This window comes from Stappia sp. ICDLI1TA098 (assembly GCF_054880955.1).
Window position 1 is genome coordinate 1,304,632 of record NZ_JBTZBT010000001.1, and the last position, 26,471, is coordinate 1,331,102.

26 protein-coding genes and 2 tRNA genes are annotated in these 26,471 nt (G+C 66.5%); 25 read left to right on the forward strand and 3 right to left on the reverse strand.

What is annotated here, in order from left to right; all coding sequences use genetic code 11:
• The first annotated feature begins 153 nt into the window (after positions 1–153).
• Positions 154–1,008 carry a tetratricopeptide repeat protein gene (locus ACSLUQ_RS05870; RefSeq protein ID WP_417773154.1) on the forward strand — a complete coding sequence of 285 codons (855 nt, stop codon included), beginning with the start codon at positions 154–156 and terminating at the stop codon, positions 1,006–1,008.
• Positions 1,009–1,325: 317 nt separating this feature from the next.
• Here the strand turns inward: ACSLUQ_RS05870 and ACSLUQ_RS05875 are convergent, their stop codons facing one another.
• The 3 genes from ACSLUQ_RS05875 to ACSLUQ_RS05885 all read right to left on the reverse strand — a co-directional run bounded on the left by ACSLUQ_RS05875 (position 1,326) and on the right by ACSLUQ_RS05885 (position 2,993).
• Entirely contained in the window at positions 1,326–1,694 is a 369-nt protein-coding gene (locus ACSLUQ_RS05875; RefSeq protein WP_461807960.1) for a hypothetical protein, read from the reverse strand.
• Positions 1,695–1,791: 97 nt separating this feature from the next.
• The gene (xth, locus tag ACSLUQ_RS05880; RefSeq protein ID WP_461807961.1) at positions 1,792–2,574 is read right to left on the reverse strand and encodes an exodeoxyribonuclease III; all 783 of its coding nucleotides are present in this window, start codon (positions 2,572–2,574) and stop codon (positions 1,792–1,794) included.
• A gap of 38 nt (positions 2,575–2,612) precedes the next feature.
• Complete coding sequence (locus tag ACSLUQ_RS05885) at positions 2,613–2,993, reverse strand: HesB/IscA family protein (RefSeq protein WP_461807962.1); 381 nt, start codon at positions 2,991–2,993, stop codon at positions 2,613–2,615.
• Positions 2,994–3,204: 211 nt separating this feature from the next.
• On the opposite strand from ACSLUQ_RS05885, the gene ACSLUQ_RS05890 reads away from it, so the two are divergent.
• The 24 genes from ACSLUQ_RS05890 (at position 3,205) to nuoF (ending at position 26,463) form a co-directional block, all read left to right on the forward strand.
• The gene (locus ACSLUQ_RS05890) at positions 3,205–4,422 is read left to right on the forward strand and encodes a deoxyguanosinetriphosphate triphosphohydrolase (RefSeq protein ID WP_417773158.1); all 1,218 of its coding nucleotides are present in this window, start codon (positions 3,205–3,207) and stop codon (positions 4,420–4,422) included.
• A 99-nt stretch (positions 4,423–4,521) separates the two neighbouring features.
• Positions 4,522–6,285: an arginine--tRNA ligase gene (gene argS, locus ACSLUQ_RS05895; protein ID WP_461807963.1), complete on the forward strand. Its 1,764-nt coding sequence runs from the start codon at positions 4,522–4,524 to the stop codon at positions 6,283–6,285.
• 60 nt (positions 6,286–6,345) lie between these two features.
• On the forward strand, positions 6,346–8,748 hold the full coding sequence (locus tag ACSLUQ_RS05900; RefSeq protein ID WP_461807964.1) for an SPOR domain-containing protein: 2,403 nt from the start codon (positions 6,346–6,348) through the stop codon (positions 8,746–8,748).
• A gap of 169 nt (positions 8,749–8,917) precedes the next feature.
• Positions 8,918–9,937: a beta-N-acetylhexosaminidase gene (gene nagZ, locus ACSLUQ_RS05905; protein WP_461807965.1), complete on the forward strand. Its 1,020-nt coding sequence runs from the start codon at positions 8,918–8,920 to the stop codon at positions 9,935–9,937.
• Between the two features lie 53 nt (positions 9,938–9,990).
• Positions 9,991–10,854: a segregation and condensation protein A gene (locus tag ACSLUQ_RS05910; protein ID WP_417773162.1), complete on the forward strand. Its 864-nt coding sequence runs from the start codon at positions 9,991–9,993 to the stop codon at positions 10,852–10,854.
• Complete coding sequence (gene scpB / locus ACSLUQ_RS05915) at positions 10,847–11,560, forward strand: SMC-Scp complex subunit ScpB (RefSeq protein WP_417773163.1); 714 nt, start codon at positions 10,847–10,849, stop codon at positions 11,558–11,560. Before ACSLUQ_RS05910 ends, scpB begins: the two co-directional genes overlap by 8 nt.
• The gene (locus ACSLUQ_RS05920; RefSeq protein WP_417773164.1) at positions 11,544–12,674 is read left to right on the forward strand and encodes an ABC transporter ATP-binding protein; all 1,131 of its coding nucleotides are present in this window, start codon (positions 11,544–11,546) and stop codon (positions 12,672–12,674) included. The genes scpB and ACSLUQ_RS05920 overlap by 17 nt, the downstream gene beginning before the upstream one ends.
• Before the next feature lie 102 nt (positions 12,675–12,776).
• Complete coding sequence (locus tag ACSLUQ_RS05925; RefSeq protein WP_417773165.1) at positions 12,777–13,010, forward strand: twin-arginine translocase TatA/TatE family subunit; 234 nt, start codon at positions 12,777–12,779, stop codon at positions 13,008–13,010.
• Positions 13,011–13,190: 180 nt separating this feature from the next.
• On the forward strand, positions 13,191–13,619 hold the full coding sequence (gene tatB, locus ACSLUQ_RS05930) for a Sec-independent protein translocase protein TatB (protein WP_461807966.1): 429 nt from the start codon (positions 13,191–13,193) through the stop codon (positions 13,617–13,619).
• Positions 13,616–14,398 (forward strand): twin-arginine translocase subunit TatC, encoded by a 783-nt coding sequence (tatC, locus tag ACSLUQ_RS05935; protein WP_461807967.1) that lies wholly within the window; start codon positions 13,616–13,618, stop codon positions 14,396–14,398. The genes tatB and tatC overlap by 4 nt, the downstream gene beginning before the upstream one ends.
• A gap of 82 nt (positions 14,399–14,480) precedes the next feature.
• A complete protein-coding gene (gene serS, locus ACSLUQ_RS05940; protein ID WP_461807968.1) occupies positions 14,481–15,761 on the forward strand; it encodes a serine--tRNA ligase in 1,281 nt (426 codons plus the stop codon).
• On the forward strand, positions 15,761–16,519 hold the full coding sequence (gene surE / locus ACSLUQ_RS05945; RefSeq protein ID WP_417773169.1) for a 5'/3'-nucleotidase SurE: 759 nt from the start codon (positions 15,761–15,763) through the stop codon (positions 16,517–16,519). Before serS ends, surE begins: the two co-directional genes overlap by 1 nt.
• 82 nt (positions 16,520–16,601) lie before the next feature.
• Entirely contained in the window at positions 16,602–17,273 is a 672-nt protein-coding gene (locus ACSLUQ_RS05950) for a protein-L-isoaspartate(D-aspartate) O-methyltransferase (protein ID WP_417773170.1), read from the forward strand.
• A gap of 126 nt (positions 17,274–17,399) precedes the next feature.
• Complete coding sequence (locus ACSLUQ_RS05955; protein WP_461807969.1) at positions 17,400–18,728, forward strand: peptidoglycan DD-metalloendopeptidase family protein; 1,329 nt, start codon at positions 17,400–17,402, stop codon at positions 18,726–18,728.
• A gap of 232 nt (positions 18,729–18,960) precedes the next feature.
• Positions 18,961–19,037, forward strand: a tRNA-Asp gene (locus ACSLUQ_RS05960).
• A 46-nt stretch (positions 19,038–19,083) separates the two neighbouring features.
• Positions 19,084–19,160: transfer RNA gene (locus tag ACSLUQ_RS05965), tRNA-Asp, on the forward strand.
• 223 nt (positions 19,161–19,383) lie between these two features.
• Entirely contained in the window at positions 19,384–20,235 is an 852-nt protein-coding gene (locus tag ACSLUQ_RS05970) for a penicillin-binding transpeptidase domain-containing protein (RefSeq protein ID WP_417773172.1), read from the forward strand.
• Positions 20,236–20,708: 473 nt separating this feature from the next.
• Positions 20,709–21,074 carry an NADH-quinone oxidoreductase subunit A gene (locus ACSLUQ_RS05975; protein WP_417773173.1) on the forward strand — a complete coding sequence of 122 codons (366 nt, stop codon included), beginning with the start codon at positions 20,709–20,711 and terminating at the stop codon, positions 21,072–21,074.
• Positions 21,065–21,643 (forward strand): NuoB/complex I 20 kDa subunit family protein, encoded by a 579-nt coding sequence (locus ACSLUQ_RS05980; RefSeq protein ID WP_417773174.1) that lies wholly within the window; start codon positions 21,065–21,067, stop codon positions 21,641–21,643. Before ACSLUQ_RS05975 ends, ACSLUQ_RS05980 begins: the two co-directional genes overlap by 10 nt.
• 88 nt (positions 21,644–21,731) lie before the next feature.
• Complete coding sequence (locus ACSLUQ_RS05985; protein ID WP_417773175.1) at positions 21,732–22,331, forward strand: NADH-quinone oxidoreductase subunit C; 600 nt, start codon at positions 21,732–21,734, stop codon at positions 22,329–22,331.
• 10 nt (positions 22,332–22,341) lie between these two features.
• Entirely contained in the window at positions 22,342–22,776 is a 435-nt protein-coding gene (locus ACSLUQ_RS05990; RefSeq protein ID WP_417773176.1) for a GFA family protein, read from the forward strand.
• Positions 22,769–23,953, forward strand: coding sequence for an NADH-quinone oxidoreductase subunit D (locus ACSLUQ_RS05995; RefSeq protein WP_417773177.1), 1,185 nt, complete (start codon positions 22,769–22,771; stop codon positions 23,951–23,953). Before ACSLUQ_RS05990 ends, ACSLUQ_RS05995 begins: the two co-directional genes overlap by 8 nt.
• Positions 23,953–25,140 (forward strand): NADH-quinone oxidoreductase subunit E, encoded by a 1,188-nt coding sequence (locus tag ACSLUQ_RS06000; RefSeq protein WP_461807970.1) that lies wholly within the window; start codon positions 23,953–23,955, stop codon positions 25,138–25,140. Before ACSLUQ_RS05995 ends, ACSLUQ_RS06000 begins: the two co-directional genes overlap by 1 nt.
• A gap of 15 nt (positions 25,141–25,155) precedes the next feature.
• On the forward strand, positions 25,156–26,463 hold the full coding sequence (nuoF, locus tag ACSLUQ_RS06005; RefSeq protein ID WP_417773179.1) for an NADH-quinone oxidoreductase subunit NuoF: 1,308 nt from the start codon (positions 25,156–25,158) through the stop codon (positions 26,461–26,463).
• The last annotated feature ends 8 nt before the right edge of the window (positions 26,464–26,471 follow it).

The window sequence follows — 26,471 nt, forward strand, 5'->3', positions numbered from 1 at the left end:
TGCCGGCTCGTCGAGCCGGAAGGGCGCGCCCGGGCCGAAGGGGCTCGCGGCGGGCTGCTTGTGCCCGGTCGCGACCTTCGATGCCGGGCGGAACGGACGAAGGGCGCAAGCGGGGGTGCCTTTACACTGTCCTGCTGCGCGAGGCGGTCGAGAATGCGTATCACATTTGCAGGTTTGATCGGGGGGCTTCTGATCGGTCTGGGAGCGGTTTGTCCGGCGCTGGCGCAGGACACCGCAGCGGATGCGGCTGCGCGCATGTCGGGCGCCGCTCCGGCAGGCAAGGATCTCACACCAGGCGAGGCTCTCAGGGCCGGCGCGCGATTTTACTATGCGGGCGAAAAGAAGCGGGCGCTCGACTCGCTGCGCTTCGCCGCCGAGCAGGGGCACCCCCTGGCGGCCTGGAAGCTCGGGCGCATGTACTCGCGTGGCGACGGCGTCCAGGAGGACGACGTCAAGGCGTTCGAGTATTTCAGCCAGATCGCCTCGAACTATGCCGACGACAATCCCAACTCGCCGCGCGCGCCGTTCATCGCCAGCGCGTTTGTCGAGCTCGGCTCCTATTATCTCACCGGCATCAACGATAGCGCCATCCGGCCGAACCTCGTGCGTGCGCGTGAGATCTTCACCTATGCGGCATCCTATTTCGGCGATGCCGATGCCCAGTATCATCTCGGCATGCTCTATCTCGACGAGCGCGACCGCGACCCGCGCATGGCCGCGCGCTGGCTGAAGCTGGCGGCACAGAAGGGCCATGTCGATGCCCAGGGGCGGCTTGGCGAGTTGCTCTGTATCGGTGACTTTCACGGTGCCGAGAACGAGACCGCCGGTCTGATGTGGCTGACGGTCGCGCAAAAGCACGCGGTGGACGAGGGCGACGCCTGGATCAGCGAGTTGCAGGAGCGCTGTTTCGGCCTTGCGCCGGAGCCTGTGCGCCGCCGTGCGGCTCAACTCGCCGACAAGTGGATGAACAGCAACCCGGCCACGGTCGCCCACAACGCCGCCCAGTAGGCGGCGGCGCGAAGGGCTCTCAAACGGAAGCGCCGCCCGCAAGGCGGCCTCTCCGCTGGCGCCGGACACCGTTGTGGGTGGCGGCGTGACTCCGCCCGTCATCTGAGGTGAGAGGGGCTGGTTGTCTCCGCGCCGGTGATGGCATGGCGAGCGTCGGCTTCCGATATAGGGTCGCTCCCGGGCGGAACGCGGTTCCGACGTCCCTTTTCAAGCCCATCACCAGAACCCAGACATGAGGCGACGTCACCCGGGACCGGGGGCGTGGCTGTCTTGCGTGTGTTTACAGGGGGCGGCGGATATGTTGGCCGCGGCCGGGCTCAGCCGGCGCGCGCTGCCATGTCCAGGCGCGGGCAGAGGCGTGCGGTGGGGCAGGGATCCTCAAGCATCTTCCAGGAGGTGTTGTTCTGGTTCATGGCGCAACGCGCCATCCGGGGACCCTCCGGGCCGCGCAGGCAAACGGTCTCGCCGATGCTGTATTTCTCGCCGAAATACCGGCAGGTGCAGTTCCGGTCCGCGGACTGCACAAGCGTCGGGCGCATGACCGGCTGTGTTGTGCGGGACGTGCCGCCGGAGGCGGCGACCGGTATGGCGAGGGCAGAGGCGTGCTGCGACAGCTCACCGGCAAAACCGGAGGCGGACCAGATCAGGACTGCGACGAGGCAGCCAAGGTGCACAACGTACCGCATGTGCAACCATAGCACGCCACAGCACCGTGCGCATCAAAAACATCAGAAGTCCGCTGCGTCAGGTGTCCGGCGTTGGTTGTGCGGGCGGCAGCGGCGGTCAGACGGAGAGCTCGACCCAGACCGGAACGTGGTCGGACGGCTTCTCCCAGCCGCGCACATGCGCATCGATGCCGACGCTGGTCAGGCTGTCGCTTGCCTCGGGCGCGAGAAGGATGTGGTCGATGCGGATGCCGTTGTTCTTCTGCCAGGCGCCGGCCTGATAGTCCCAGAAGCTGTAGACGCCGGGCATGTCGGAGGTGGCGCGAACCGCCTCGGTGAAGCCGAGGTTCACCAGCGCGCGGAAGGCCTGTCGGCTTTCCGGCTGGAACAGTGCGTCTTGCGTCCAGGCGGCCGGGTTGCGCGCGTCGATGGGATCCGGGATGACGTTGTAGTCTCCCAGCAGCATGAAGCGCTCCTCGCGCGCCAGACAGGCGCGGGCATGGGCATGGAGGCGGTCCATCCAGCGCAGCTTGTAGTCGAACTTCTCGGTGCCGAGCGGGTTTCCGTTTGGCAGGTAGAGGCCGCCGACGCGCAAGGGGCTGGCCGGCGTCTCGAACACGGCCTCGATATAGCGCGCCTGCTCGTCCGACGGGTCGCCCGGCAGGCCCCGGTTCACGCCTACGGGCTTTTCGAGGCTGAGGATGGCGACGCCGTTGAAGCCCTTCTGGCCGTGGGTCTCGACGTGATAGCCGAGTTCTTCGAAGGCGGAGGCGGGGAAGCCCTCGTCGACGGACTTGATTTCCTGCAGGCAGACGATGTCGGGCCGCGCCTCGGAGAGCCAGGAAAGGCTCGTCTCGAGGCGCGCCTTGACGCCGTTGATGTTCCAGGTGGCGATCTTCAACGGCGGTGTTCCTTGTCTCGCGGTCGACGCGTGCGGCGTCAGATGGAGAAGCTCGTGCCGCAGCCGCATCCGGCGGCGGCGAGCGGATTGTTGATCTGGAACGACTGTCCCATGATGTCGTCGACGAAGTCGATGACCGAACCGCTCATGTATTCCAGAGAGACGGGATCGATCAACACCGTGGCGCCGTCGCGGGCCAGCAGAAGGTCGTCGTCCTCACGCCCGGTGACGAGATCGTACTTGTACTGGAAGCCCGAGCAGCCGCCGCCCTCGACGCTGATGCGCAGGCTGGTGCCCTCCGGCTCGTTCGAAAGTATCCTGGCGATGCGCCGGGCGGCGCTGTCGCTCAGCTTGACGGGCAGGTCCGTGCCGGCGGCGGCGGGCGCTGCGGACGGATCGTGCGTGGTCTGTTCCTGCATGGCGATGGTCTCCTGATCTGGGCCGACGCGGCGGGCCAGGTCCGGCAAAGGGGCGGCGGGACGCGCCGCTACGGCCGGAAACGCGATTTTTCGCGCGCTCGCCGACCGCCACCCTGTGCAAGACGTTATCTGATAGGTATGAACACGGGCGGCATGCGTCAACTCCGCCGCGTCGTGCGGCGCGACGAACTGCCTGATGAACGAGGACAGGATGACAGCAGCGATCGGCTATGGCGCCCAGCCGCGCGCGCCCTATGCGACCGACCCGGATAGCAGCGCGGGCCGGCTCTTTCGCGAGCCGGAAAGCCCGACGCGCACACCGTTTCAGCGCGACCGCGACCGGATCATTCATTCGACCGCCTTCCGCCGGCTGAAGCACAAGACGCAGGTCTTCGTCTATCACGAGGGCGATCATTTCCGCACCCGGCTGACGCACACGATCGAGGTCTCGCAGATAGCCCGCTCGCTCGCCCGCGCGCTGCGGCTGGACGAGGATCTGGCTGAATGCCTGGCGCTTGCCCACGATCTCGGTCACACCCCCTTCGGCCATGAGGGTGAGGACGTGATGGACGAGTGCATGGCCGGCCATGGCGGCTTCGACCACAACGCCCAGTCGTTGCGCGTCGTCACCAGCCTGGAGCGCCGCTACGCGGAGTTCGACGGGCTCAACCTGAGCTGGGAAACGCTCGAGGGCCTGGTCAAGCACAATGGCCCGCTGACCGACGCGGCCGGCAACCCGCTCGGCAAGTTCGCGAAGACGGGGCTTCCCTTCGCCATCCGCGCCAATGCGCAGCGGCAGGATCTGCGGCTTTCGAGTTGGCCAGGGGCGGAGGCGCAGGTGGCGGCGATCGCCGATGACATCGCCTATGACGCGCACGACCTCGACGACGGCCTGCGCGCCGGCCTGCTGCGGCTCGAGCAGATGGACGCCGTGCCCTTCCTCGCCCGCATCCGCGGCGAGGTGCTGCAGCGCTATCCCGATCTCGAGCCGGTGCGCCAGATCCACGAGATCGTGCGTCGTTCGATCACGCGGATGGTGGAGGACGTGATCGAGGAATCCGTCCGCCGCATCGCCGCGCTCGCTCCACGCTCGGTGGAGGATATCCGCAACGCCGGCCACGCGGTCGTCGATTTTTCCCCGTCGATGGCCAGGGAGGAGAAGGAGGTCAAGGCCTTCCTCTTCGCCAATCTCTACCGGCACGAGTCGGTGCTGGCCGTGCGCCGGCAGGTGGCGCAGGTGGTGCGCGACCTGTTCGCGCTCTATCTCGAGCGGCCGGAGGAGATGAACGCGGAGTGGCGCAGCGGTCTGGAGGGCGCGACGCCGGAAAAGCGGGCGCGGCGCGTCTGCGATTTCGTCGCCGGCATGACCGACCGCTTCGCCATCGATGAACACCGACGCCTGTTTGACCATACCCCCGAATTGGGATAGGCCCCCGCCGGGCCGAAAGGCCGGGTCCCACCCGAGATCGCAGGCGCGCGCGGCCTTCCGCGCACCGCCTGAAACGAAGTCGCCCAGAGAAGTGCCAAGATGAATATTTTCAGCGAATTTGCCGGCTATGTGCGCTCCGCCATCGTTGAGCTCTATCCGGGAGGCGAGGTGGATGAGGCGCTTCTCGCCAAATGCGTGGTCGAGCCGCCGCGCGACAGCGCCCATGGCGATCTCGCCACCAACGCGGCGCTGGTGCTGGCGAAGCCGCTCAAGACCAACCCGCGCGCCCTGGCCGAGAAGCTCGGCGAGATCCTGGAGCGGCGCGAGGATGTGGTGAAGGTCGAGATCGCCGGCCCCGGGTTCCTCAACCTGCGGCTCGACGCCTCGGTGTGGGCGCGGGTGCTGTCGGCGGTCGTCGCCTCCGGCACCGACTACGGGCGTTCCACGCTCGGCGGTGGCAAGAAGGTCAACGTCGAGTATGTCTCGGCCAATCCGACCGGTCCGATGCACGTTGGCCATTGCCGCGGCGCGGTGGTGGGCGACGCGCTTGCCTCTCTGCTCGACTTCGCCGGTTTCGACGTCACCCGTGAATATTACATCAACGACGCCGGGGCCCAGGTCGACGTGCTCGCCAATTCCGCCTTGCTGCGCTACCGCGAGGCGCTCGGCGAGGACATCGGCGCGATTCCCGAAGGGCTCTATCCGGGCGACTATCTGGTGCCGGTGGGCAAGGCCCTGGCCGCTGAATTCGGCGACCGGTTGCTGTCCATGGACGAGGGGGAGCGGCTTGCGCTCGTCAAGGATCGCACCATCGACGCGATGATGATGTTGATCCGTGAGGACCTGGCGCTGCTCAACGTCCATCACGAGGAGTTCTTCTCCGAGCGCACCCTGCATGAGCGCAAGGACAACGCGCCTTCGATGATCGACACGATGCTGGAAGAGCTGCGCGGGCGCGGCCTCGTCTACGAGGGCACGCTGCCGCCGCCCAAGGGACAGCTTCCCGAGGACTGGGAAGATCGTGAGCAGACTCTGTTCCGCGCCACCGATTATGGTGACGATATCGACCGTCCGCTCAAGAAATCGGACGGCTCCTATACGTATTTCGCAGCCGATGTCGCCTATTTTCTTTCGAAGTACCAGCGCGGCTTCAAGGAAATGATCTTCATCCTCGGTGCCGACCATGGCGGCTACGTCAAGCGGCTGGAGGCGGTCGGGCGGGCGGTTTCCGGCGGCGACGCCAGCGTTGTGGTGCGTCTCTGCCAGCTGGTGAAACTCTTCCGCGACGGCGAGCCCGTGCGCATGTCGAAGCGTTCCGGCGACTTCATCACCCTGCGCGATGTGGTGGACGAGGTCGGTCGTGACCCGGTGCGCTTCATGATGCTCTATCGGAAGAACGACGCGCCGCTCGACTTTGACTTCAAGAAAGTCACGGAACAGTCTAAGGATAATGCAGTTTTTTATGTTCAGTACGGCTTTGCCCGCTGCTCGTCGGTGATGCGTCAGGCGTCCGAGGAGGGCGGCTTCGATGTTGCGCCGGAGGTGCTTGGAAAGGCCGACTTCACGCTGCTGACGGACGAGGGCGAGCGCGATCTCGCGGCGCGGCTCGCCGCCTGGCCGCGTCTCGTCGACAGCGCCGCCGAAGCACATGAGCCGCACAGGGTGGCGTTCTACCTGCATGAACTGGCCAGCGCCCTGCACTCACAGTGGAACAGAGGCAAGGATTTGCCGCAATTACGTTTTATTAACCTTGAAGATCGACAAACAACGATGGCCCGCCTAGGACTCGTACATGCGGTCTCCCTGGTTCTTGCATCCGGCCTGACAATTCTTGGCGTGGATGCCCCGAAGGAGATGCGTTGACGGCGGGAGACCTCGTGTCCGCCTGGCGCGGCGCAACCAAGCGGGAAAGTTCCTTACGCTATGTCCAATCGTTCGAGCCATCCGGTCGGTCCAAGCCACGGTCGTGACGCGCGCGCCGACGACGGCTTCGGCGGATTCGAAGAGGATCCGCTCGTCGAGCTGGCGCGCATCGTCAGCGAGGGCAACGCGAAGTTCCGCCCGGCGGCCGCGCCGGTCGAGCCGGAGCCGGAGATGGAGCCGCCTGTCGAGGCCGAGCCCCAGGACGTTCTGGTCGACCACGAGGCGTGGGCGCGTGATCTCGAGGAAGGGCTTGCGCGCGATCTCGGGGGCTATGCTCCCGAGCCTTCGCAGCCGGTTCCCGGCGAGCCTCTGGGCGACGGCTACGTCGAGGACGCCTATGCGGAAGAGGCCTACGCCGAAGACGTCTATGCCGAGGACGCCTACGCAAACGACGCTTACGCGCAAGGCCTTGGCGGCGATGCCGGTGGCGCAGCCGCTGCCTATCAGCCGGTCGCGCCTGAGCCCGAGGCGGAGGCCGCCTATTACGACGAGCCTGTCCAGCCCGCGGACGGTGGCTATGAGCCCCGTTTCGAGGAAAGCTACGCCGAGACCTATGATTCGCCGCCGCCAGCCGCCGTCCCTCATGCGGCGGCGGACCCCTACGACACCGATTCGCGGGGCGGGGATCCTTATGACATCGATCCCCAGTACCTCGGCGACCCGCTGGAGGCTGGCGGATATGAGCCCGATGTGGCCGCGCAGTTCGAAACGACCGAATTCGCTGAAGACGAAGCCTTCGCACCGCAGCCGCAGCTGAGCGCGGACCACGCGCCGACGCAGGTGCCGCGTTCGCTGGCCGATGACCTTGCCGCGTCGCTTGAGAGCGAATTTCTTGGCGCACCCGTTGCCGCCCCCGCGCCGCCGGTCGAAGAGCCCCTTGAGGCCGGCGACTGGCCGCCGCAGGAGAGCTGGGACGAGGCGGCCGTCGAGGAGCCGCAGTGGCAGCAGCCAGGCGACGCCTATGCGGAACCGGCCTGGGACGATGCCCCGACCGACAGCGGCAACGACGATGATTTTCTGCTTGGAGCAGCCGATGCGTCGCCACATCACGCGGGCGCTGTCGCTGCCGGCGCTGTTGCCGCCGGCTCTCTCCGCCAGGGCGGTTACCAGTGGGCGCAGCCGCAGCAGCCGACTTATGACGATGAATTTCTCGATGGCGAGCCGGGCTTCGATCCCGAAGCGCCGCCGCCGCCGGGCGGTTACGATCTCGACGCGGTGGCGCAGGCCATGCGCGAGAGCGATCCGCATCTGGGCGGACATGGCGTTCTGCCACCGCATTCGGAGGCGGAGGAAGAGGCTGCTCCTGCCCGCAATTCACGGCGCGGCCTGGTGGTCGCGGGAGCGGTTCTCGGGATCGTCGTGCTGGGCGGCGGCGCCTTCGCACTTCTCGATTTCGGCGGAGACGATTTTGCCGGTCCGCCGCCGCTGATCGCCGCAGGCGATGAACCGTTGAAGGTCTATCCGGAAACCGACGACAAGGGCGCCTCCGGCCAGAGCAAGCTCATCTACGACCGCGTCGGCGGTGTGGACGCGAATGGCGAGGAGCGTCTCGTCCTGCCGGAGGACACGCCGGTTGCCTCGCTGCCGCCGGCCCCGACCAGCCAGGACACGAGCGGCGGGGAAACCTCGCTTCCCTCCGGGCCGCGCCGGGTGCGCACTGTGGTCGTGCGTCCCGACGGCACCATCATTTCCGCCGGCGACGACGCACCGGCGGCCTCCGGCGCCGATGGCGCCGCCGCGCCGCGCGTCTCGCAGAACGGCAATGCCCCGGCGAGCGATACGCCGCGGTCGGTCTCGACGCAGCCCATCGGCGGCACCGCCGCCAATGTCGGCACGGATCTTGGCGGCGCTGAAACCCGCACGCCTGGAGCGGTCAGCCCGATGCGCACGGGCTTTGGCACCGGCGACACTGTCTCCGCGCCGTCGAACACCGCCGGTGCGACGCAGGCCGATGCGCCCGCCAACGTTCCGCGCGACAAGCCGGGCGACATCTCGACGCTCGCCGAGAACGCCGCGCCGCCGCCGGCAGCGCGGACGCAGGCTCCCGGGCGCGCCTCCACCGCGCCGCTCGACCTGACCGCCTCCAACGGGCAGGCGACACAGGCTCCTGCCCGCACGGCCGCTCCGGTGGCCACGGGCGCGGACAATATTCCGGCCGGAACCTACATCGTGCAGGTGTCCTCGCAGCGCACGCAGGAGCAGGCGCAGACTGCCTTCAACGATCTGCAACGCCGCTTCGGTACCGTGCTCGGAGGCGTCAATCCGGTGATCCAGCGCGCCGATCTGGGTGATCGCGGAACCTTCTACCGGGTGCGCATCCCCGCCGGCAGCCGCGACGAGGCGATCTCGCTGTGCGAGCGGCTGAAGACGGCCGGCGGCGACTGCTTCGTCCGCCGCAACTGACATGGGATGCAAGATGCCCCGACGGGGTAGCAGAACACGCCCGGCCCGCGCCTGAAAGCGCGGGCCGGGCGTCTTTCGTCGGCCCGCCGGCTTGCGCGAAGTGCGCGCGCGGGCAAACACTACTGACAGGAGGCCCGCAAGACGGGCCGTGAAGCGCGGGACTTTAGCGATGGCAAAGGCGTTCATCTGCGGCTGCGAGGGCACCGCGCTTTCGGGCGAGGAGCGGGCGTTCTTTGCTGCCGAGAGACCCTGGGGACTGATACTTTTCGCGCGCAACTGCTCCGATCCGCAGCAGATCCGCGATCTGGTGGCGGACTGGCGCGAGACTGTCGGCGATCCCGCGGCTCCGGTCCTTATCGACCAGGAAGGTGGTCGCGTGCGTCGCCTGCGACCGCCGCTGGTTGCCGATTACCCGGCGGGCGAGGTTTATGGCCGGCTGCTTGAGCGCGACCCGGCCGGCGGGCGGCGGATGGCCTATCTCGGCGGGCGGCTGATCGGCGCGGATCTGCATGACCTGGGCATCACGGTCGACTGTGCGCCGATCCTTGACGTGCCGACGCCGGTGACGAGCGACGTGATCGGCGACCGGGCCTATGGCACGACCCGCGAGACGATCATCGATGTTGGCCGCAAGATCGCCGAGGGGCTGCTTGCGGCGGGCGTCCTGCCGGTGATCAAACACATGCCCGGCCACGGGCGGGCAACCGTCGACAGCCATCTGGAACTGCCGGTCGTCGATGCGCCGGCCGACGAGCTGCGACGGGTCGACTTCGCCCCCTTCAAGGCGCTCAGGGACATGCCGCTGGCGATGAGCGCCCATGTCGTCTTCACCGCCTTCGATCCCGACAATTGCGCCACCCAGTCGCGCACCATGATCGAGCTCATCCGCGACGAGATCGATTTCGACGGCGCGCTGATGGCCGACGACGTCTCGATGAAGGCGCTCGGCGGGGAGATGGGCGCGCGGGTGGAAAAACTGTTTGCCGCCGGCTGCGATCTTGCGCTTCACTGCAATGGCGAGCTTGAGGAAATGCGCGCCGTGGCGGCGGTCTCTCCGGAGCTTCATGGGGATGCGCTGCGGCGCTGCGCGGCGGCTCTCGCGCAGGTGAAAGCGCCGGTCGATGCGGATCTCGAGGCTTTGCGCGGCGAGTACGAGAGACTTCTTGTCGCTGCCACCGCGGTTGCCTGAACAGGCGTGACGATTGCCGAGGAGGCGGAGGTTCGGGCGAAGAGGGGCCGGGATTGCAGGATTCCTTTTTCGAAGAAGACACCCCGAAGGCGGCGGGCGGCGACGAACGCGCCCTGTCGGATCCCTCGCTCGTCGTCGATGTCGACGGCTTCGAGGGGCCGCTCGATCTGCTTTTGACGCTCGCACGCAAACAGAAGGTCGACCTCGCACGCATCTCCATCCTGGCGCTTGTCGAGCAGTATCTGGAGTTTGTCACCGAGGCCCGCCGTCTGCGGCTGGAACTCGCGGCCGACTATCTGGTCATGGCGGCGTGGCTCGCCTATCTGAAATCGCGTCTTCTCATTCCCGAACAGAAGGAGGAGGACGCGCTTTCGGGCGAGGAAATGGCGGCCGCGCTCGCCTTCCGCCTTCGCCGCCTGGAGGCGATGCGCGCGACGGCGGACAAGCTGATGGCGCGCAACCGGCTTGGGCGCGATGTTCATGCGCGCGGCCAGCCGGAGGCGATCCGCGTCGACCGTCGCAGCACCTTCGACGCCACGCTCTACGATCTGCTGATCGCCTATGCGGCGCAGCGTCAGCGCAGCTCGGTCACATCGGTTCACGTACGTCGGCGCACGGTCTGGTCGCTGCAGGAGGCGCGCGACCTTCTGACCAGGTTGATCGGCACACATCTGGACTGGGCTCCGCTGGATGCCTATCTGTCGCGCTATGTCGCCGATCGCGGGCAGGCGAGCACGGTAATCGCCAGCGCCTTTTCCGCAAGCCTTGAGATGGTGCGCGAGGGAGAGGTGGAAATACGCCAGTCGGAAGCCTTCGCGCCGATCTACCTGCGGCGGCTGCCGGGGGCGGGGGAGGTCGTCGAAGCCGCCCTCGATGCGGGCGGGTCTGACCTGAAGGACGGGAATGCCGTTGACTGACGAAAGCGATCTGGAAGGCCGGCTCGATCTGGAAGGCGGCGCGGCGCGGGTGCCGGAGGCGGCGCTGCGCATGGCCGAGGCGCTGCTGTTTGCGTCGCGGGAGCTGCTGAGCGAAGGCGAGATCGCCGCGCGCCTGCCGTCGGGAACGGATGTGCCGGCAGTGCTGGAGACGCTGCGCTCTCATTACGCGATGCGCGGCGTCAATCTGGTGCGAGTGGCGGAGAAATGGGCCTTTCGCACGGCGGAGGATCTGTCCTGGCTTCTGGCGCGCGAGCAGGTGGAGCAGCGCAAACTCTCGCGCGCGGCGCTGGAAACGCTGGCCATCATCGCCTATCACCAGCCGGTGACACGCGCGGAGATCGAGGAGATCCGCGGCGTGTCCACGTCGAAGGGAACGCTCGACGTGCTCATGGAGACGGGTTGGATCCGCATGCGCGGTCGGCGCAGGACACCGGGTCGGCCCGTGACCTATGGCACCACTGACGCGTTCCTCGAGCACTTCATGCTGGCGTCCGTGCAGGATCTGCCGGGCCTTGAGGAACTCAAGGGCTCGGGCCTGCTGGACAGCGCCGTGCCCGCCGGCTTCCTGGTTCCGGTGCCGGACGATTCGTCCGAGCTTCGCGACGAGGAGGATCCGCTCGACGTGGATGAACTCTTCGACTTCGCGTCGGACAATGACGAGCAGACAGATGACAGCAGCCGCTAGACTTCCCGTTGCCGCCACCCCTGACAATGCCTGGGGGCAGCGCGGCACGGCGGGCACGACCTTCGCCGCGCGCCTTTCCTTCGAGGCGGTGAGCCGCGACTTCGATGGCGTGCAGGCGGTGAAATCCGTGTCGCTTTCCGTCGAGCCCGGAGAGGTGCTGTGCCTGCTCGGTCATTCGGGCTGCGGCAAGACGACCCTGCTGCGGATCGCCGCCGGCGTCGAGCGCCAGACGCTGGGGCGGGTGCTCATCAACGAGCGGGAGGTTGCGGGGCCGGATATCTTCCTGCCGCCGGAGCGGCGCGGCGTCGGCCTGATGTTTCAGGACTATGCGCTGTTCCCGCATCTGACCATTGGCGAGAACGTGGCCTTCGGGCTGACCCACCTGGCCAAGTCCGAGGCGCGGCAGACGGCGCTGCGGGCGCTTGAGCGCGTTGGCCTGGAGACCTATGCCGACGACTATCCGCACGCGCTTTCGGGCGGTGAGCAGCAGCGCGTGGCGCTGGCGCGCGCCATCGCGCCGCGCCCGGGGGTGCTGCTGATGGATGAGCCGTTTTCCGGCCTCGACCGGCGGTTGAGGGATGCGGTGCGCGACGAGACCCTGTCGGTGCTGCGCGAGACGCGGGCGACCTGTATGCTGGTCACCCATGATCCGGAGGAGGCGCTGCGCATGGGCGACCGCATCGCGCTGATGCGCCGCGGCCGACTGGTGCAGCTCGGCAGCGGCGATGCGCTGTACAACCATCCCGTGGACCTCTTCGCCGCGCGCTTCTTTTCCGAGCTCAACGAATTGAGCGGCGTTGCCGGCGACGGCGAGGTGGAAACCGCCTTCGGCCGGTTCCCGGCGGAGGGAATCGCCGCCGGCATGAAGGTCGACGTTTGCGTTCGGCCTCAGGGAATCATTCTCGGCGAGCCGGGCGAGGGGCTCGACGGGCGGGTCCTGCGGCGCCGGTTCATCGGCGAGGTGGACTTGGTGGAAATCGCGATACCCGGCAGCGACCGGCCCTTGCAGGCCCGGCTGCGCGACGGTGGGCGCTTTGCCATCGGCACGGATGTTGGCGTGCGCCTCGATCCGCGCGATATTCTTGCCTTTCCGTGCGAGGCGGAACAGGAGTAGGGTCTGCCCCGCTGCCGGCATCGGCCGGTTGCGGTAGACTGCGCTTTGTTGCAATAGTGCCGCGCCGGTGCGTGTGCACCGGAAGGACGAGGGAGTTGGCGTATGGGTATCAGCATGTGGCAGATCCTGATCATCGCGGTGATCGTGGTTCTGCTGTTCGGTCGCGGCAAGATTTCCGAACTCATGGGCGACGTCGCCAAGGGCATCAACAGCTTCAAGAAGGGGCTTAACGAGCCTGACGACGAGCCGGAAAAGACGAGCAGCAAGACGATCGATCACAAGGCCGAAGAGACCGTCGTCTCGAACAAGTCCGAGGACAAGTCGAACGCCGGCTGAGGCCGACGCGCCGACCATGACCGGAATCGGCGTGACGCAAGGCCATGCGGCCCGCGCGTCGCGCCGGGTCGCATGGCGCCACCGTTCTTCCTGACGTGCGGGGCCCGACATTCGGTGCCGCCTCGCGCGAAAGGGGATGGGGCAGGGGCCTGAACCCTCGAACGTGGAAGACGAACCGCAATGTTCGATATCGGCTGGACGGAACTGCTTGTGGTTGCCGTCGTCATGATCCTGGTGGTGGGTCCCAAGGACCTGCCGCGCATGCTGCGCACCTTTGGCCAGACGCTTGGCAAGGTGCGGCGCATGGCGAATGATTTTCAGTCGACCTTCAACGATGCGCTGCGCGAGGCGGAGAAGCAGGCCGATATCTCCGACATGAAGGCGGCGGCCGAGAAGGCTGCCAACTTCGATCCGCTTGGCGACATCACCAAAGCCTATCCGCAGAAGCACGCCGGCGCCGCCGCCAAGGCGCAGGCCGCCAGCCAGACAACGCCGGCCGCCTCCGACGACGCACCGGCGGCGGGAGCGCCTGATCCTGCTCCCGAGCCGGTGGCCGACCCCGACAGGACCGCCGGGCAGACGACAGCCGGCAAGGGCGATACAGCATGAGCCAGGACGATATCGAAGCTTCCAAGGCGCCGCTGATCGAGCACCTGATCGAACTGCGCAGCCGTCTCTTGAAGACGGTGGTGGCGGTTATCGTCGCCTTCATCGTCTGCTTCTACTTCTCCAAGGACATCTACAACATTCTCGTCATTCCCTACGAGAATGCGGCCGGTCATCCGGTGGAGATGATCTTCACCGCGCCGCAGGAGCTGTTCTTCACCCAGCTCAAGCTCGCCTTCTTCGGTGCGCTGTTCATCGCGTTCCCGGTGATCGCGAGCCAGGTGTACATGTTCATGGCGCCAGGGCTCTACAAGCACGAGCGGCATGCGTTTGTGCCGTTCCTGGTGGCGACGCCGATCCTCTTCGCCATGGGGGCTGCGCTTGTCTTCTTCATGGTCATGCCACTGGCGATGGGCTTCTTCCTGTCGATGGAGCAGGACGGAACCGGAGGGCAGGCCAAGATCCAGCTGATGGCGCGGGTGAGCGAATACCTCGGCCTGATCATGACGCTGATCTTCGCCTTCGGCCTGGTCTTCCAGTTGCCGGTTCTGCTGACGTTGCTCGGCCGGGCCGGCATCGTCACGGCGGCGGGCCTGAGGTCGAAGCGCAAATATGCCATCGTCGTCGCCTTCGTCGTGGCGGCGGTGCTCACGCCGCCCGATCCGATCAGCCAGATCGGTCTTGCACTTCCCACACTGCTTCTCTACGAAGTGTCCATCCTTTGCGTCAGGATGGTCGAGAAGAAACGGGCCGAACGGGAGGCTGCCGAGGCGGACGCCTGAGCCGGCCGCATCGGTCGGCCGCAGGCCGCTCCCGCCTCTTCGGGCCACCGGGCGCCCACCGGCCGACATCCCGGGGTTTTTCATGTTCGATATCAAATGGATCCGCGACAACGCCGCGGCTTTCGATCTTGCCATGGCACGGCGCGGGCTCGGCCCGCAGGCCGAACGCCTCGTTGCCATCGATGACCGCCGCCGGTCGCTCGTCTCCGACCTGCAGCAGGCGCAGGAGCGGCGCAATGCCGCCTCCAAGGAGATCGGCAAGGCCAAGGCGTCGGGCGATGAGGCTGCCGCGAAAGCGGTGATCGAGGAGGTCGCCAAGCTCAAAACCGCGATCCAGGACGGCGAGGAAGCCGAACGCGCGATCTCGGCCGAGCTTCAGGACGCGCTGAGCGTGCTGCCGAACATGCCCCATGACGATGTGCCGGAGGGCGCGGACGAGAGCGGCAACGTCGAGCTGCGCCGCGTCGGGACGCCGCCCGTGCTCGACTTCGAGGCGAAGGAGCATTTCGAGATCTCCGGCATTCAGTCGGGGCTCGCCTTCGAGCGCGCGGCACGCATGTCGGGCTCGCGCTTCGTCCTGCTGCAGGGACAACTGGCGAGGCTGGAGCGGGCGCTCGGGCAGTTCATGATCGACCTGCAGACCGGCGAGCACGGTTACATGGAAGTCTCGCCGCCTCTGCTGGTGCGCGACGAGGCGCTCTTCGGCACCTCGCAGCTGCCGAAGTTCGCCGAGGACCTGTTCAAGACCACGGACGGGCGCTGGCTGATCCCAACGGCGGAAGTGCCGCTGACCAACATGGTGGCGGGCGAAACGCTCGACGAGGCGGTGCTGCCGATGCGCGTTACCGCGCTGACGCCGTGTTTCCGCTCGGAGGCCGGTTCGGCCGGCCGCGACGTGCGCGGCATGCTGCGCCAGCACCAGTTCTGGAAGTGCGAGCTCGTGTCGGTGACGACGCCGGAGCAGTCGGCGGCCGAGCTGGAGCGGATGACGGCCTGCGCCGAGGAGGTGCTCAAGCGTCTCGGCCTTGCCTATCGCGTGATGGCGCTGTGCACCGGCGACATGGGCTTTGGCGCGCGCAGGACCTACGACATCGAGGTCTGGCTGCCGGGGCAGGACAGCTTCCGTGAGATCTCGAGCTGTTCGGTCTGCGATGACTTCCAGGCACGGCGGATGAACGCCCGCTATCGGCCCAACGGCGAGAAGGGGCTGCGCCATGTGCACACGCTCAACGGATCGGGCATCGCCGTCGGGCGGGCGCTGATCGCTGTCCTCGAGAACTACCAGAACGCCGACGGCAGCGTGACCGTGCCTGAGGCCCTCAGGCCCTATATGGGCGGCCTTTCCAAGATCGGAGCTGCTTGATGCGCATTCTGCTGACCAATGACGACGGAATCCATGCGGATGGATTCGCCGCGCTGGAGCGCATCGCGCGTGAGCTATCGTCCGACGTGTGGGTGGTCGCGCCCGAGACCGACCAGTCGGGTGTCGCCCACTCGCTGACGCTGCACGACCCGCTGCGGGTGCGCGAACTCGGCGAGAAGCGCTATTCGGTGCGCGGCACGCCGACCGACTGCGTCATCATGGGTGTGCGGGAGGTCATGAAGGAGCGCCCGGACCTGATCCTGTCCGGTGTCAACCGAGGCCAGAACGCCGCCGACGACGTCACCTATTCCGGTACCATCGCCGGCGCCATGGAAGGCACGCTGATGGGCATCCGCTCCATCGCCCTGTCCCAGGCCTTCGGTTGGGCGCCGGGTGTCGCGCCGAGCTACCGCACGGCGGAGGCACATGCGCCGGCGCTGATCGACAAGCTGCTGCACTTCCCGTTTCCGCCTGACACGCTGCTCAATCTCAACTTCCCGAACTGCGAGGCAGAGGCCGTGCAGGGCGTGCAGGTAACGCGACAGGGCAAGCGCAAGGTCAGCGAACTCGCGGTCGAGGGGCGCAGGGACGGGCGCGGCGTGCCCTACTACTGGCTTGGTTTCCGAAACGAGAAGGAAGAGCCTGAGCACGAGACGGATCTTGCGGCGCTCGAGGCGAACCTTATCTCGGTGACGCCGCTGAAGCTCGACCTGACGGCACACGAGGTCCTGGGCGATCTTCGCCGCGTGCTCGGCTGAGCGACATGCGAAACGCCGGCATTCGGAACCCGACGCCGGCGACGGGGAGGGCGCCTTGAGCGGGGCTGACGAGGACGGCGGCATGAGCAGGATTTCGCCGGACGCGGCGGTCGAGGCCGACCGCGAGGCGACGGCCGCGCTGATCCTGAAGCTGCGTCAGGCCGGCATCCGCAATCAGCGGCTCCTGTCGGCGCTGGAGCGGGTGCCGCGACGGCTGTTCCTGCCGGCCAATCATCAGCGCCACGCCGCCGAGGATACGGCTCTTCCCATCGAATGCGGTCAGACCATCTCGCAGCCGAGCCTTGTCGCCTTGATGACGGAGGCGCTCGACCTGTCGCCGAAGCATCGGGTGCTCGAGATCGGCACCGGATCGGGCTATCAGGCGGCGATCCTCGGTCTGATGGCTGGCGAGGTGCATACGGTCGAACGTTATCGCACGCTGGTGGACCTTGCCCGAGAGCGGCTCCACGCCCTCAAGATCACGACGGTCTCCGTCCATCATGGCGACGGGCTGGAGGGGCTTGCAGAAGAGGGGCCCTTCGATCGCATCGTGCTGACGGCGGCGGGCCCTGAGGTTCCTTCCGAACTCTTGAACCAGCTCGCACCCGGCGGCTTCCTGATGATGCCGCTCGGCGGCAAGGGAGCCTTGCAGGACCTCGTCATCGCCGAGCGGCTCGGTCAGGAAGTCAGGATGCGGACGCTGGCGCGCGTGCGGTTCGTGCCGCTCGTCGAAGGGGTCGCGAGCCGCCTGTGACGGCGCATTTTCCGTAGCGCTTGCAAACATGGTTTACGGCAAAACACGCCCGCTTAAGTCTTTATCAACGTTACCGGGATTTAATCACACTCAACGACGTTGGGTGTCTTAGGTCCGAGTAGCGCCATGTCCATGCAGTATTCACGTTTGTCTGCCCGTATGCTCGCGCAAACCGCCACGGTGGTTCTCGTGGCCGCTCTTGCGGCGGCTTGCAGCGGCGGTGTCGAACGTTTCGAAGATCCAATTTTCACCGGAAACACCGCGAACCAGCGCAGCATGCTGGGCGGCAAGCCGGTCAGCCAGCCGACGTTCGACGCGATCGCGGCCGGGCCGATGAAGAACGGCAAGGTCGAGCGCGCCGAGCTGCCGCCGGCCTCCGGCGCTTCTGAGCGTATCTCGACCGGGTCGATCCCGTCGCGGTCGAAGCCAAGCACGCCGTCGCAAACCTATTCCTCCGTGCCTGTTCCCAGGTCCGAGCCGCGTGTCGCCACGCTGCCGGCACCGGAAACCGCGTCTTCCTCAGCCGTGACCGGCGAAGCGCCGCGCTCTGTTCGTGGCTGGAGCACCGCCGGTGCGACGCAGGTCAGCGCAAGGGCGGGCGACACGGTCAACAGCGTCTCGCGGCGCTTCGGCATTCCGCCGCACGTCCTGGCCGACATCAACGGGGTCTCCGCCGATGCGACCTTCCCGGCCGGACGGCGGGTGACGATCCCGACCTATGTCTACGGCTCTGGCACCACCAAGACGGCTGCGAGCCAGCCGGTCCGTCTGCCGCCCTCGGGCGGCGCGCCAAGCGTGACCGGCTCGATCCCGAGTTCCAGCGTCGCCGCAGCGCCCAAGCCGCACGCCAAGCCGGGGGTGCGTGTCGCATCCCTGTCGACACCGCAGGGGACCGCCCGGCCGACGATGAGCGATGCGCCCGTGCCGGGTGCCGCTGCTCATCCCAAGCGCAAGCCGACTGTTTCCTCGGCTCGTCCGCCCGCCGCCAGCACGCCCAAGACGGAGCAGGTGGCGCGTGTCGAGACCGCGCCGGAGCGTCCGCTTGGCGTCGAGAAGCAGCGCGAGACAAGCGGCGACCGCCGCTTCCGTTGGCCGGCCAAGGGGCGGATCATCTCCGACTTCGGGACCAAGCCCGGCGGCACACGCAACGACGGAATCAATCTCGCTCTTCCCGAGGGCGCGGACATCAAGGCCGTCGAGGACGGCACGGTGATCTACTCGGGCAACGAGCTGAAGGGCTATGGCAACCTGGTTCTGGTGCGCCACGACGACGGCTGGGTCTCCGCCTATGCCCATGCAAGCGAACTCCTGGTCAAGCGCGGCGAGACCGTGCGTCGCGGCCAGACGGTCGCCAAGGTTGGCGCCACGGGGTCGGTCACCCAGCCGCAGCTTCACTTCGAGCTGCGCAAGGGCAACAAGCCGGTCGATCCCATGCAGTATCTGGCAAGTCTCTGACGCTACTGGGTTCCCGCGTGCGGTCATGAACCGCCCGCGGCTTGAGGCAAGAGAATGGGACGGGCACCTTCGGGTGCCCGTCCGCGTTTTGGGCTTTTCCACAGTTGGTATGGGCCAAGGTGGGCCTGTTTCTTATAATCGTCACCCGCAAGGGGGAGAGGCGCTTGACTTGCACGGCGGCGCGCCGTAAATCACCGCCACTCCCGGCGGCCAAGTGTCGCCAAGAGGCCAAGCGGGTGTAGCTCAGTTGGTTAGAGTGCCGGCCTGTCACGCCGGAGGTCGCGGGTTCGAGCCCCGTCACTCGCGCCACTTGCCTCTTTACTATCGGGAGCCGTCCATCGGACGAGCAAGGCGAGCGGGTGTAGCTCAGTTGGTTAGAGTGCCGGCCTGTCACGCCGGAGGTCGCGGGTTCGAGCCCCGTCACTCGCGCCACTCGCCTTTCGCTCGCCGGGGCGCGGGCCTTTCCAGGACATCGTGAGCTTCACCGCACGCCGCCCTCCCGGGCGTTGCGTTTCGCTCGAGCGGGTCGCCAGGTCCCTTTCGGTCGCGCCTGGGCTGTGGATCCGCGTCGATGCGGTCCGCCCGCGCCCGGATTTCGCTCCAATTCATTGCTTGGCTCGCCGCCGACGACGATCCCGCAATTCGGAGACGGCACGTGCCTCACCTGACGACCGCTACGCTTCCCCTGTCCGCCCTTGCTCTCCTTCTCGGCGCCGGTGCGCCGGCGCTTGCCGCCGCGCAGTGCACGATCGTGATCGATTCGAGGGGTGGGGTCGCGTTGATGGAGACGGGCGACTGCCAGAGGCAGGTGACCCCGGCCTCGACCTTCAAGGTGCCGCTTGCCGCCATCGCCCATGAGGAGGGCATTGTCACTGGCCTGCACGCGCCGGTGTGGACCTGGCGCAAGGGCGAAGTCGCCTGGGGCGGCGATGCGTGGCGCGGCGATATCGATCCGCAGACATGGCTCGACCGCTCGGTGGTCTGGTACTCGCAGCGCATCGCCCGTGAGCTCGGGCAGGACAGGCTGACCAAGCTGACGCGCCGCATCGGATTCGGCAATGCGGACTTCTCCGGTGATCCAGGGCAGAACAACGGGCTTGAGCGGGCCTGGATCGCCTCGTCGCTGCTCGTGTCGCCTCATGAGCAAGCGGTGTTCCTGACCCGGCTGCTGGCCCGCGATCTGCCGCTCACGGATGCTTCCATGGCACTCGTCGAGGACGCCATGCCGCAGTTTGCGGCGGCGGACGGCTGGACACTCCACGGCAAGACCGGCGGCGCCTATCCGCGCAAGGCCGACGGTTCCTTTGATCGGACGCGCGGCTGGGGCTGGTTTGTCGGCTGGGCGGAGCGTGGCGCGGGCGACAGTGCCGAGCGACTGGTGTTCGTGCGGATGATCCAGGAAGAGAACGGTGCCAAGGGCTCGCCGGGCAAGCGGGTGCAGGCGCGCTTCGTCAAGGAATGGCCGGCTCTTGCCCGTCAGGCGAAAGAGCGGCCCCCAGCGCGGTGACCGGCGACGGCAAGGGACGGTTCACGCGCGCGGGCTGAGTCGGCTTGCGGCCAGGGCAGGGGCTGCTTGCGTCGGTATCAGGGTGCTCGCTGTGCCGCCTGTGCGAAAAAGCGCCGCATGACCGGCATGTGCCGTCACCGCCGGCGCAGCGCCTTGGGTCTCACGACGAGGCGCAATCCGCCGCGTCATGCGGGAAAGAGCGCCGCCGGCGCTTTGCGATTGATCCCCCGGCGCTTTCGCATGTGCGAGAACGCTGCGGGCATTCCGCGGTCGTCGGGCTTGCGTTGCGATGTGGCGTGGGCTAAGCGTGCGCGGTATGGGCATTCGACGATCACGTCCTCTCACGTGGCATCGTCGACTTCGCCGGGATCCAGTCCGAAGCCGAAAAGGCAGGGGCCGCGCATTCCGGCGGTACGCGCCATGCCTGCCCGCTCGCCGGGCGCATGGTCACGGGCGCAAGGATACGTTTGGACATGGAAGAGCTGCTCAGAGACTACGTGCCGATCCTGGTTTTTCTCGGCGTGTCGCTGGTCATTGGTCTGGCGCTTTTGATCTCGCCGTTTCTTCTTGCCTACCAGAATCCGGATTCGGAGAAGCTCTCGGCCTACGAGTGCGGCTTCAACGCCTTCGACGATGCACGCATGAAGTTCGACATCCGGTTCTATCTGGTGGCGATTCTCTTCATCATCTTCGACCTTGAGGTCGCCTTCCTGTTTCCCTGGGCCGTCTCGTTCGGCGATCTGGGCTGGTACGGGTTCGGCTCGATGATGGTGTTCCTCGGCGTGCTGACGGTCGGCTTCATCTACGAATGGAAGAAGGGGGCACTGGAATGGGACTGACGTCGAGCGAGCCGCTCGTTGCCCAGGCTCCGAAGGGCATTATCGATCCGGCGACCGGCAAGCCGGTCGGATCGAACGACCCGTTTTTTCTCGAGCTCAACGATGAGCTCTCCGACAAGGGTTTCGTCGTCACGGCGGCGGACAATCTGATCCAGTGGGCGCGCACCGGCTCGCTCATGTGGATGACGTTCGGTCTCGCGTGCTGCGCGGTCGAGATGATGCAGATGTCCATGCCGCGTTACGACGCCGAGCGCTTCGGGTTCGCGCCGCGCGCCTCTCCGCGCCAGTCGGACGTGATGATCGTCGCCGGCACGCTGACCAACAAGATGGCTCCGGCCCTGCGCAAGGTCTATGACCAGATGCCAGAGCCGCGCTATGTCATTTCGATGGGATCCTGCGCCAACGGCGGCGGCTACTATCACTATTCCTACTCGGTGGTGCGCGGTTGTGATCGCGTCGTCCCGGTGGACATCTACGTGCCGGGCTGCCCGCCGACCGCGGAGGCGCTGCTCTATGGCGTGATGATGCTTCAGAAGAAGATCAGACGCGTCGGCACGATCGAGCGCTGAGCCGGACGCAAGTCTGGCGGTGCACGGGCTGGGCCTGAAAGGGTCGGGCCCGGCGACAGGACGGATCGGTACAGAACGGATCGGTGTGATGGACGAAACGCTCGCTGAACTCGGCGAACACATCAAGGCGGCGCTTGGCGACGCTGTCGAGGGCTACAAGGTCGCCTACGGCGAGCTGACGCTCGTGGCGCGCGCCTCCGACATCGTGCAGGTCGTGCGCTTCCTGCGCGACGACACGAGCTGCCAGTTCGTCAACCTGACCGACATCTGCGGTGTCGACTGGCCCGAGCGCGATCAGCGCTTCGATGTCGTCTATCACTTCATGTCGCCGAAGCAGAACCTGCGCATCCGCGTCAAGGTCAGCGCCGACGAGGACACGGCGGTGCCGTCGATCATCGACGTGTTCGCCGGGTCGGAATGGTTCGAGCGCGAGACCTACGACATGTACGGCGTGCTCTTTTCCTCGCATCCGGACCTGCGCCGGCTGCTGACGGACTATGGCTTCGACGGACATCCGCTGCGCAAGGACTTCCCGCTGACCGGCTATGTCGAAGTCCGCTACGACGACGAGAAGAAGCGGGTGGTCTATGAGCCGGTCCGGCTCAACCAAGAATTCCGCGACTTCGACTTCATGTCGCCCTGGGAGGGTGCGGAGTACATCCTTCCCGGCGACGAGAAGGCAAGCTGAGGTGGCGGGGATGGCTGACAGTCTCTGTGGTGGATGCCTTTGCGGTGCGGTTCGGTTTACGGCCGAGCCGAAGCCGCGTGAGATGAGCGTTTGCCACTGTTCCATGTGCCGGCGCTGGAGCGGCGGTTCCTTCATGGCGGTGGAATGCGTCGGCGTCGTCAAGGTCGAGGATGAAGCGCCGCTCGGCGTCTACGCGTCGTCCGAGTATGGCGAGCGCGTCTTCTGCAAGACCTGTGGCACCTCGCTGATGTGGCGGATGAAGGACGGTTCGCACAACGTCGTTTCGGCCCAGGCTTTCGACGATCCGTCGATTTTCGAGTTCACGTCGGAAATCTTCGTCGACGAGCAGCCGGCCAACTACGCGTTCGCCAATCAGACCCACAAGATGACCGGCGCCGAGGTTTTTGCCCTGTTCGCGCCCAATCAGGATCCTCAACATGGCTGAGGCCCAGGTCCGCAACTTCAACATCAACTTCGGTCCGCAGCACCCGGCCGCGCACGGCGTGCTGCGTCTGGTGCTTGAGCTGGACGGCGAGGTGGTCACCCGTGTGGACCCGCATATCGGCCTGCTGCACCGCGGCACCGAGAAGCTGATCGAGCACAAGACCTACCTGCAGGCGGTGCCCTATTTCGACCGGCTCGACTATGTCGCGCCGATGAACCAGGAGCACGCCTACGCGCTGGCCGTCGAGAAACTTCTCGACATCCAGGTGCCCAAGCGCGGCCAGCTCATCCGCATTCTCTACTCCGAGATCGGGCGCATTCTGTCGCATCTGCTCAATGTGACGACCCAGGCCATGGACGTCGGCGCGCTGACGCCGCCGCTCTGGGGCTTCGAGCCGCGTGAAGAGCTGATGGTTTTCTACGAGCGGGCCTGCGGCGCGCGCATGCATGCCGCCTTCGTGCGGCCGGGCGGTGTGCACCAGGACCTGCCGACGGAGCTGCTCGACGATATCTGGGACTTCTGCGATCCGTTCCTGAAGACCCTCGACGATATCGAGGGACTGCTGACCGACAACCGCATCTTCAAGCAGCGCAACGTCGACATCGGTGTCGTGTCGCTCGAGGATGCGTGGGCGCGCGGGTTCTCTGGCGTGATGGTGCGCGGCTCCGGCGCGGCGTGGGATCTGCGCAAGTCGCAGCCCTACGAGTGCTACAGCGAGCTCGATTTCGACATTCCCATCGGCAAGAACGGCGACTGCTTCGATCGCTATCTCATCCGCATGGAAGAGATGCGCCAGTCGGTGCGGATCATGAAGCAGTGCCTGGAAAAGCTCACCGTCGAGCGCGGTCCGGTGTCGTCTGCGGACGGCAAGGTGGTTCCGCCGAAGCGTGGCGAGATGAAGCGCTCGATGGAAGCGCTCATCCACCACTTCAAGCTCTACACGGAAGGCTACCGCGTCCCCGAGGGCGAGGTTTATGCCGCCGTGGAGGCTCCGAAGGGCGAGTTCGGCGTCTATCTGGTCGCCGACGGGACCAACAAGCCCTATCGCTGCAAGATCAAGGCGCCCGGTTTCGCGCATCTTCAGGCGATGGATTTCATGTGCCGGGGACACATGCTGGCGGACGTGTCGGCTGTTCTCGGTTCCCTCGATATCGTGTTCGGAGAGGTTGACCGGTAATGGCCGTTCGTCGCCTTCACCATGAGCAGCCCGAGAGCTTCGCGTTCACGCCGGATAACAAGGCGTGGGCGGAGAAGGTGATCGGTCGCTATCCCGAAGGCCGTCAGGCATCGGCGGTGATCCCGCTGTTGTGGCGGGCGCAGGAGCAGCACAATGGCTGGCTACCGGAACCGGCTATCCGCCATGTCGCCGACATGCTCTCGATGCCGCACATCCGCGTGCTCGAGGTCGCGACCTTCTACACCATGTTCCAGCTCCAGCCGGTGGGCCGCAAGGCGCATATCCAGGTGTGCGGCACGACGCCGTGCCAGCTGCGCGGTGCCGAGGACCTCGTGGCGGTTTGCAAGCGCAAGATCGCGGCACACGCACATGAGCTCTCCGGGGATGGCGATTTCTCCTGGGAAGAGGTCGAGTGTCTCGGCGCCTGCGTCAATGCGCCGATGATCCAGATCTTCAAGGACACCTACGAGGACCTGACGCCGGAAAGCCTCGAGGCGCTGATCGACGATATCTCGGCCGGCCGCGAGGTCACGCCGGGTCCGCAGAACGGTCGCCGTTTCGGCATGCCGGCAAGCGGTCAGACGTCGCTGTCCGAGATCAAGGACACGACGGAGGGCTGTCTTCCCGTGGCGCATCTGGTTGCCGGCGCGGAGCCTGCCTCCCATGCGTTTGCAGGCGAGAGCATCAACGCCGGTGGTTCCGACTTCAACGGCGTGCCGGCCAAGGGCGCGGCGGCGAAGTCCGCCGCACGCCCGACAGCCGCGAAGGCCGATGCTGCCGGAACCGAGGCCGAGAAGCCGGTTGTCGCCAAGGCCCCGGTCGTTGCCAAGGCCGAAGCGAATACCAAGCCAGCCGGGCAGGGCAGTCTCGACCTTTCCTCCGGGGAGGGCGAGAGCGAGCCGAAGCTGCTGTCGGCCGCCCGCGAGGGCAAGGCCGACGATCTCAAGCGTGTCAAGGGCGTCGGTCCGAAGATCGAGGGCATCCTCAACGAGCTCGGCGTCTATCATTTCGACCAGATCGCGGGTTGGACGGAAGAGAACAAGGCCTGGGTCGAGACCCGGCTGAAGTTCAAGGGCCGTATCGACCGCGAGGACTGGATCGCCCAGGCCAAGGTGTTGTCGGAAGGCGGGGAAACTGATTTCTCCAAACGTGTCGACAGCGGCGATGTGCCGACGAGCAAGTCGTAAGGACGGGAGAGCGGTATGCTGAAGGATCAGGACCGGATCTTCACCAATATCTATGGCCTGCATGACTGGGGTCTGGAGGGCGCGCGCCAGCGTGGCCACTGGGACAGCACCAAGGCGATCATCGACAAGGGCCGCGACTGGGTCATCGAGGAGATGAAGTCGTCCGGCCTGCGCGGTCGCGGCGGCGCCGGTTTCCCGACCGGCCTCAAGTGGTCGTTCATGCCCAAGCAGTCGGACGGGCGTCCGGCCTATCTTGTCGTCAATGCGGACGAGTCCGAGCCGGGCACCTGCAAGGACCGCGAGATCCTGCGCCACGACCCGCACACGCTGGTTGAGGGCTGTCTCATCGCCGGCTTCGCCATGGGCGCGATCGCGGCCTACATCTACGTGCGCGGCGAGTTCATCCGCGAGCGTGAGCGGCTGCAGGCTGCCATCGACCAGGCCTATGACGCGGGCCTGATCGGCAAGAACAACAAGAACGGCTATGATTTCGACATCTACGTCCACCACGGCGCGGGTGCCTATATCTGCGGTGAGGAGACGGCGCTTCTCGAAAGCCTCGAGGGCAAGAAGGGCCAGCCGCGCCTGAAGCCTCCGTTCCCGGCGAACGTTGGCCTCTATGGCTGCCCGACGACAGTGAACAACGTGGAATCCATCGCGGTCGCGCCGACGATCCTGCGTCGCGGCGCCGCATGGTTCTCCGGTCTCGGCAAGCCGAACAACGCCGGCACGAAGCTGTTCTGCATCTCCGGGCACGTCAACAATCCGTGCACGGTCGAGGAGGAGATGGGCATCTCCTTCCGCGAGCTTATCGACAAGCACTGCGGCGGCATTCGCGGCGGCTGGGACAATCTGCTGGCCGTGATCCCGGGCGGCTCGTCCGTGCCGTGCGTGACGGCGGAGAACATCACCGACTGCTCGATGGACTTCGACAGCCTGCGTGGCCTCGGCTCCGGCCTCGGCACGGCGGCGGTCATCGTGATGGACCGTTCGACGGACATCATCAAGGCCATCGCCCGGCTCTCCTACTTCTACAAGCATGAGAGCTGCGGCCAGTGCACGCCATGCCGCGAAGGCACCGGCTGGATGTGGCGCGTGATGGAGCGTATGACCAAGGGCAATGCCTCCAAGGAGGAGATCGACATGCTCTTCCAGGTCACCAAGCAGGTCGAGGGTCACACCATTTGTGCGCTTGGCGACGCGGCCGCATGGCCGATCCAGGGGCTGATCCGGAACTTCCGTCCGGTGATCGAGGCGCGCATCGACGAATATACGGCCAAGAGCCGCAAGCCGGCGGCGCAGCCGCTGGCGGCTGCGGAGTGAGGCAACGG

Coding starts and splice junctions, on each gene's coding strand:
- tatB (WP_461807966.1), top strand. CDS start 13,191: ATGTTCGATATCGGCTGGACGGAACTGCTTGTGGTTGCCGTCGTCATG.
- nuoF (WP_417773179.1), top strand. CDS start 25,156: ATGCTGAAGGATCAGGACCGGATCTTCACCAATATCTATGGCCTGCAT.
- ACSLUQ_RS05900 (WP_461807964.1), top strand. CDS start 6,346: ATGTCCAATCGTTCGAGCCATCCGGTCGGTCCAAGCCACGGTCGTGAC.
- tatC (WP_461807967.1), top strand. CDS start 13,616: ATGAGCCAGGACGATATCGAAGCTTCCAAGGCGCCGCTGATCGAGCAC.
- serS (WP_461807968.1), top strand. CDS start 14,481: ATGTTCGATATCAAATGGATCCGCGACAACGCCGCGGCTTTCGATCTT.
- ACSLUQ_RS06000 (WP_461807970.1), top strand. CDS start 23,953: ATGGCCGTTCGTCGCCTTCACCATGAGCAGCCCGAGAGCTTCGCGTTC.
- ACSLUQ_RS05925 (WP_417773165.1), top strand. CDS start 12,777: ATGGGTATCAGCATGTGGCAGATCCTGATCATCGCGGTGATCGTGGTT.
- ACSLUQ_RS05980 (WP_417773174.1), top strand. CDS start 21,065: ATGGGACTGACGTCGAGCGAGCCGCTCGTTGCCCAGGCTCCGAAGGGC.
- ACSLUQ_RS05875 (WP_461807960.1), bottom strand. CDS start 1,694: ATGCGGTACGTTGTGCACCTTGGCTGCCTCGTCGCAGTCCTGATCTGG.
- ACSLUQ_RS05870 (WP_417773154.1), top strand. CDS start 154: ATGCGTATCACATTTGCAGGTTTGATCGGGGGGCTTCTGATCGGTCTG.
- ACSLUQ_RS05975 (WP_417773173.1), top strand. CDS start 20,709: ATGGAAGAGCTGCTCAGAGACTACGTGCCGATCCTGGTTTTTCTCGGC.
- ACSLUQ_RS05990 (WP_417773176.1), top strand. CDS start 22,342: ATGGCTGACAGTCTCTGTGGTGGATGCCTTTGCGGTGCGGTTCGGTTT.
- ACSLUQ_RS05995 (WP_417773177.1), top strand. CDS start 22,769: ATGGCTGAGGCCCAGGTCCGCAACTTCAACATCAACTTCGGTCCGCAG.
- ACSLUQ_RS05955 (WP_461807969.1), top strand. CDS start 17,400: ATGTCCATGCAGTATTCACGTTTGTCTGCCCGTATGCTCGCGCAAACC.
- surE (WP_417773169.1), top strand. CDS start 15,761: ATGCGCATTCTGCTGACCAATGACGACGGAATCCATGCGGATGGATTC.
- ACSLUQ_RS05885 (WP_461807962.1), bottom strand. CDS start 2,993: ATGCAGGAACAGACCACGCACGATCCGTCCGCAGCGCCCGCCGCCGCC.
- ACSLUQ_RS05920 (WP_417773164.1), top strand. CDS start 11,544: ATGACAGCAGCCGCTAGACTTCCCGTTGCCGCCACCCCTGACAATGCC.
- argS (WP_461807963.1), top strand. CDS start 4,522: ATGAATATTTTCAGCGAATTTGCCGGCTATGTGCGCTCCGCCATCGTT.
- ACSLUQ_RS05950 (WP_417773170.1), top strand. CDS start 16,602: ATGAGCAGGATTTCGCCGGACGCGGCGGTCGAGGCCGACCGCGAGGCG.
- ACSLUQ_RS05985 (WP_417773175.1), top strand. CDS start 21,732: ATGGACGAAACGCTCGCTGAACTCGGCGAACACATCAAGGCGGCGCTT.
- ACSLUQ_RS05890 (WP_417773158.1), top strand. CDS start 3,205: ATGACAGCAGCGATCGGCTATGGCGCCCAGCCGCGCGCGCCCTATGCG.
- nagZ (WP_461807965.1), top strand. CDS start 8,918: ATGGCAAAGGCGTTCATCTGCGGCTGCGAGGGCACCGCGCTTTCGGGC.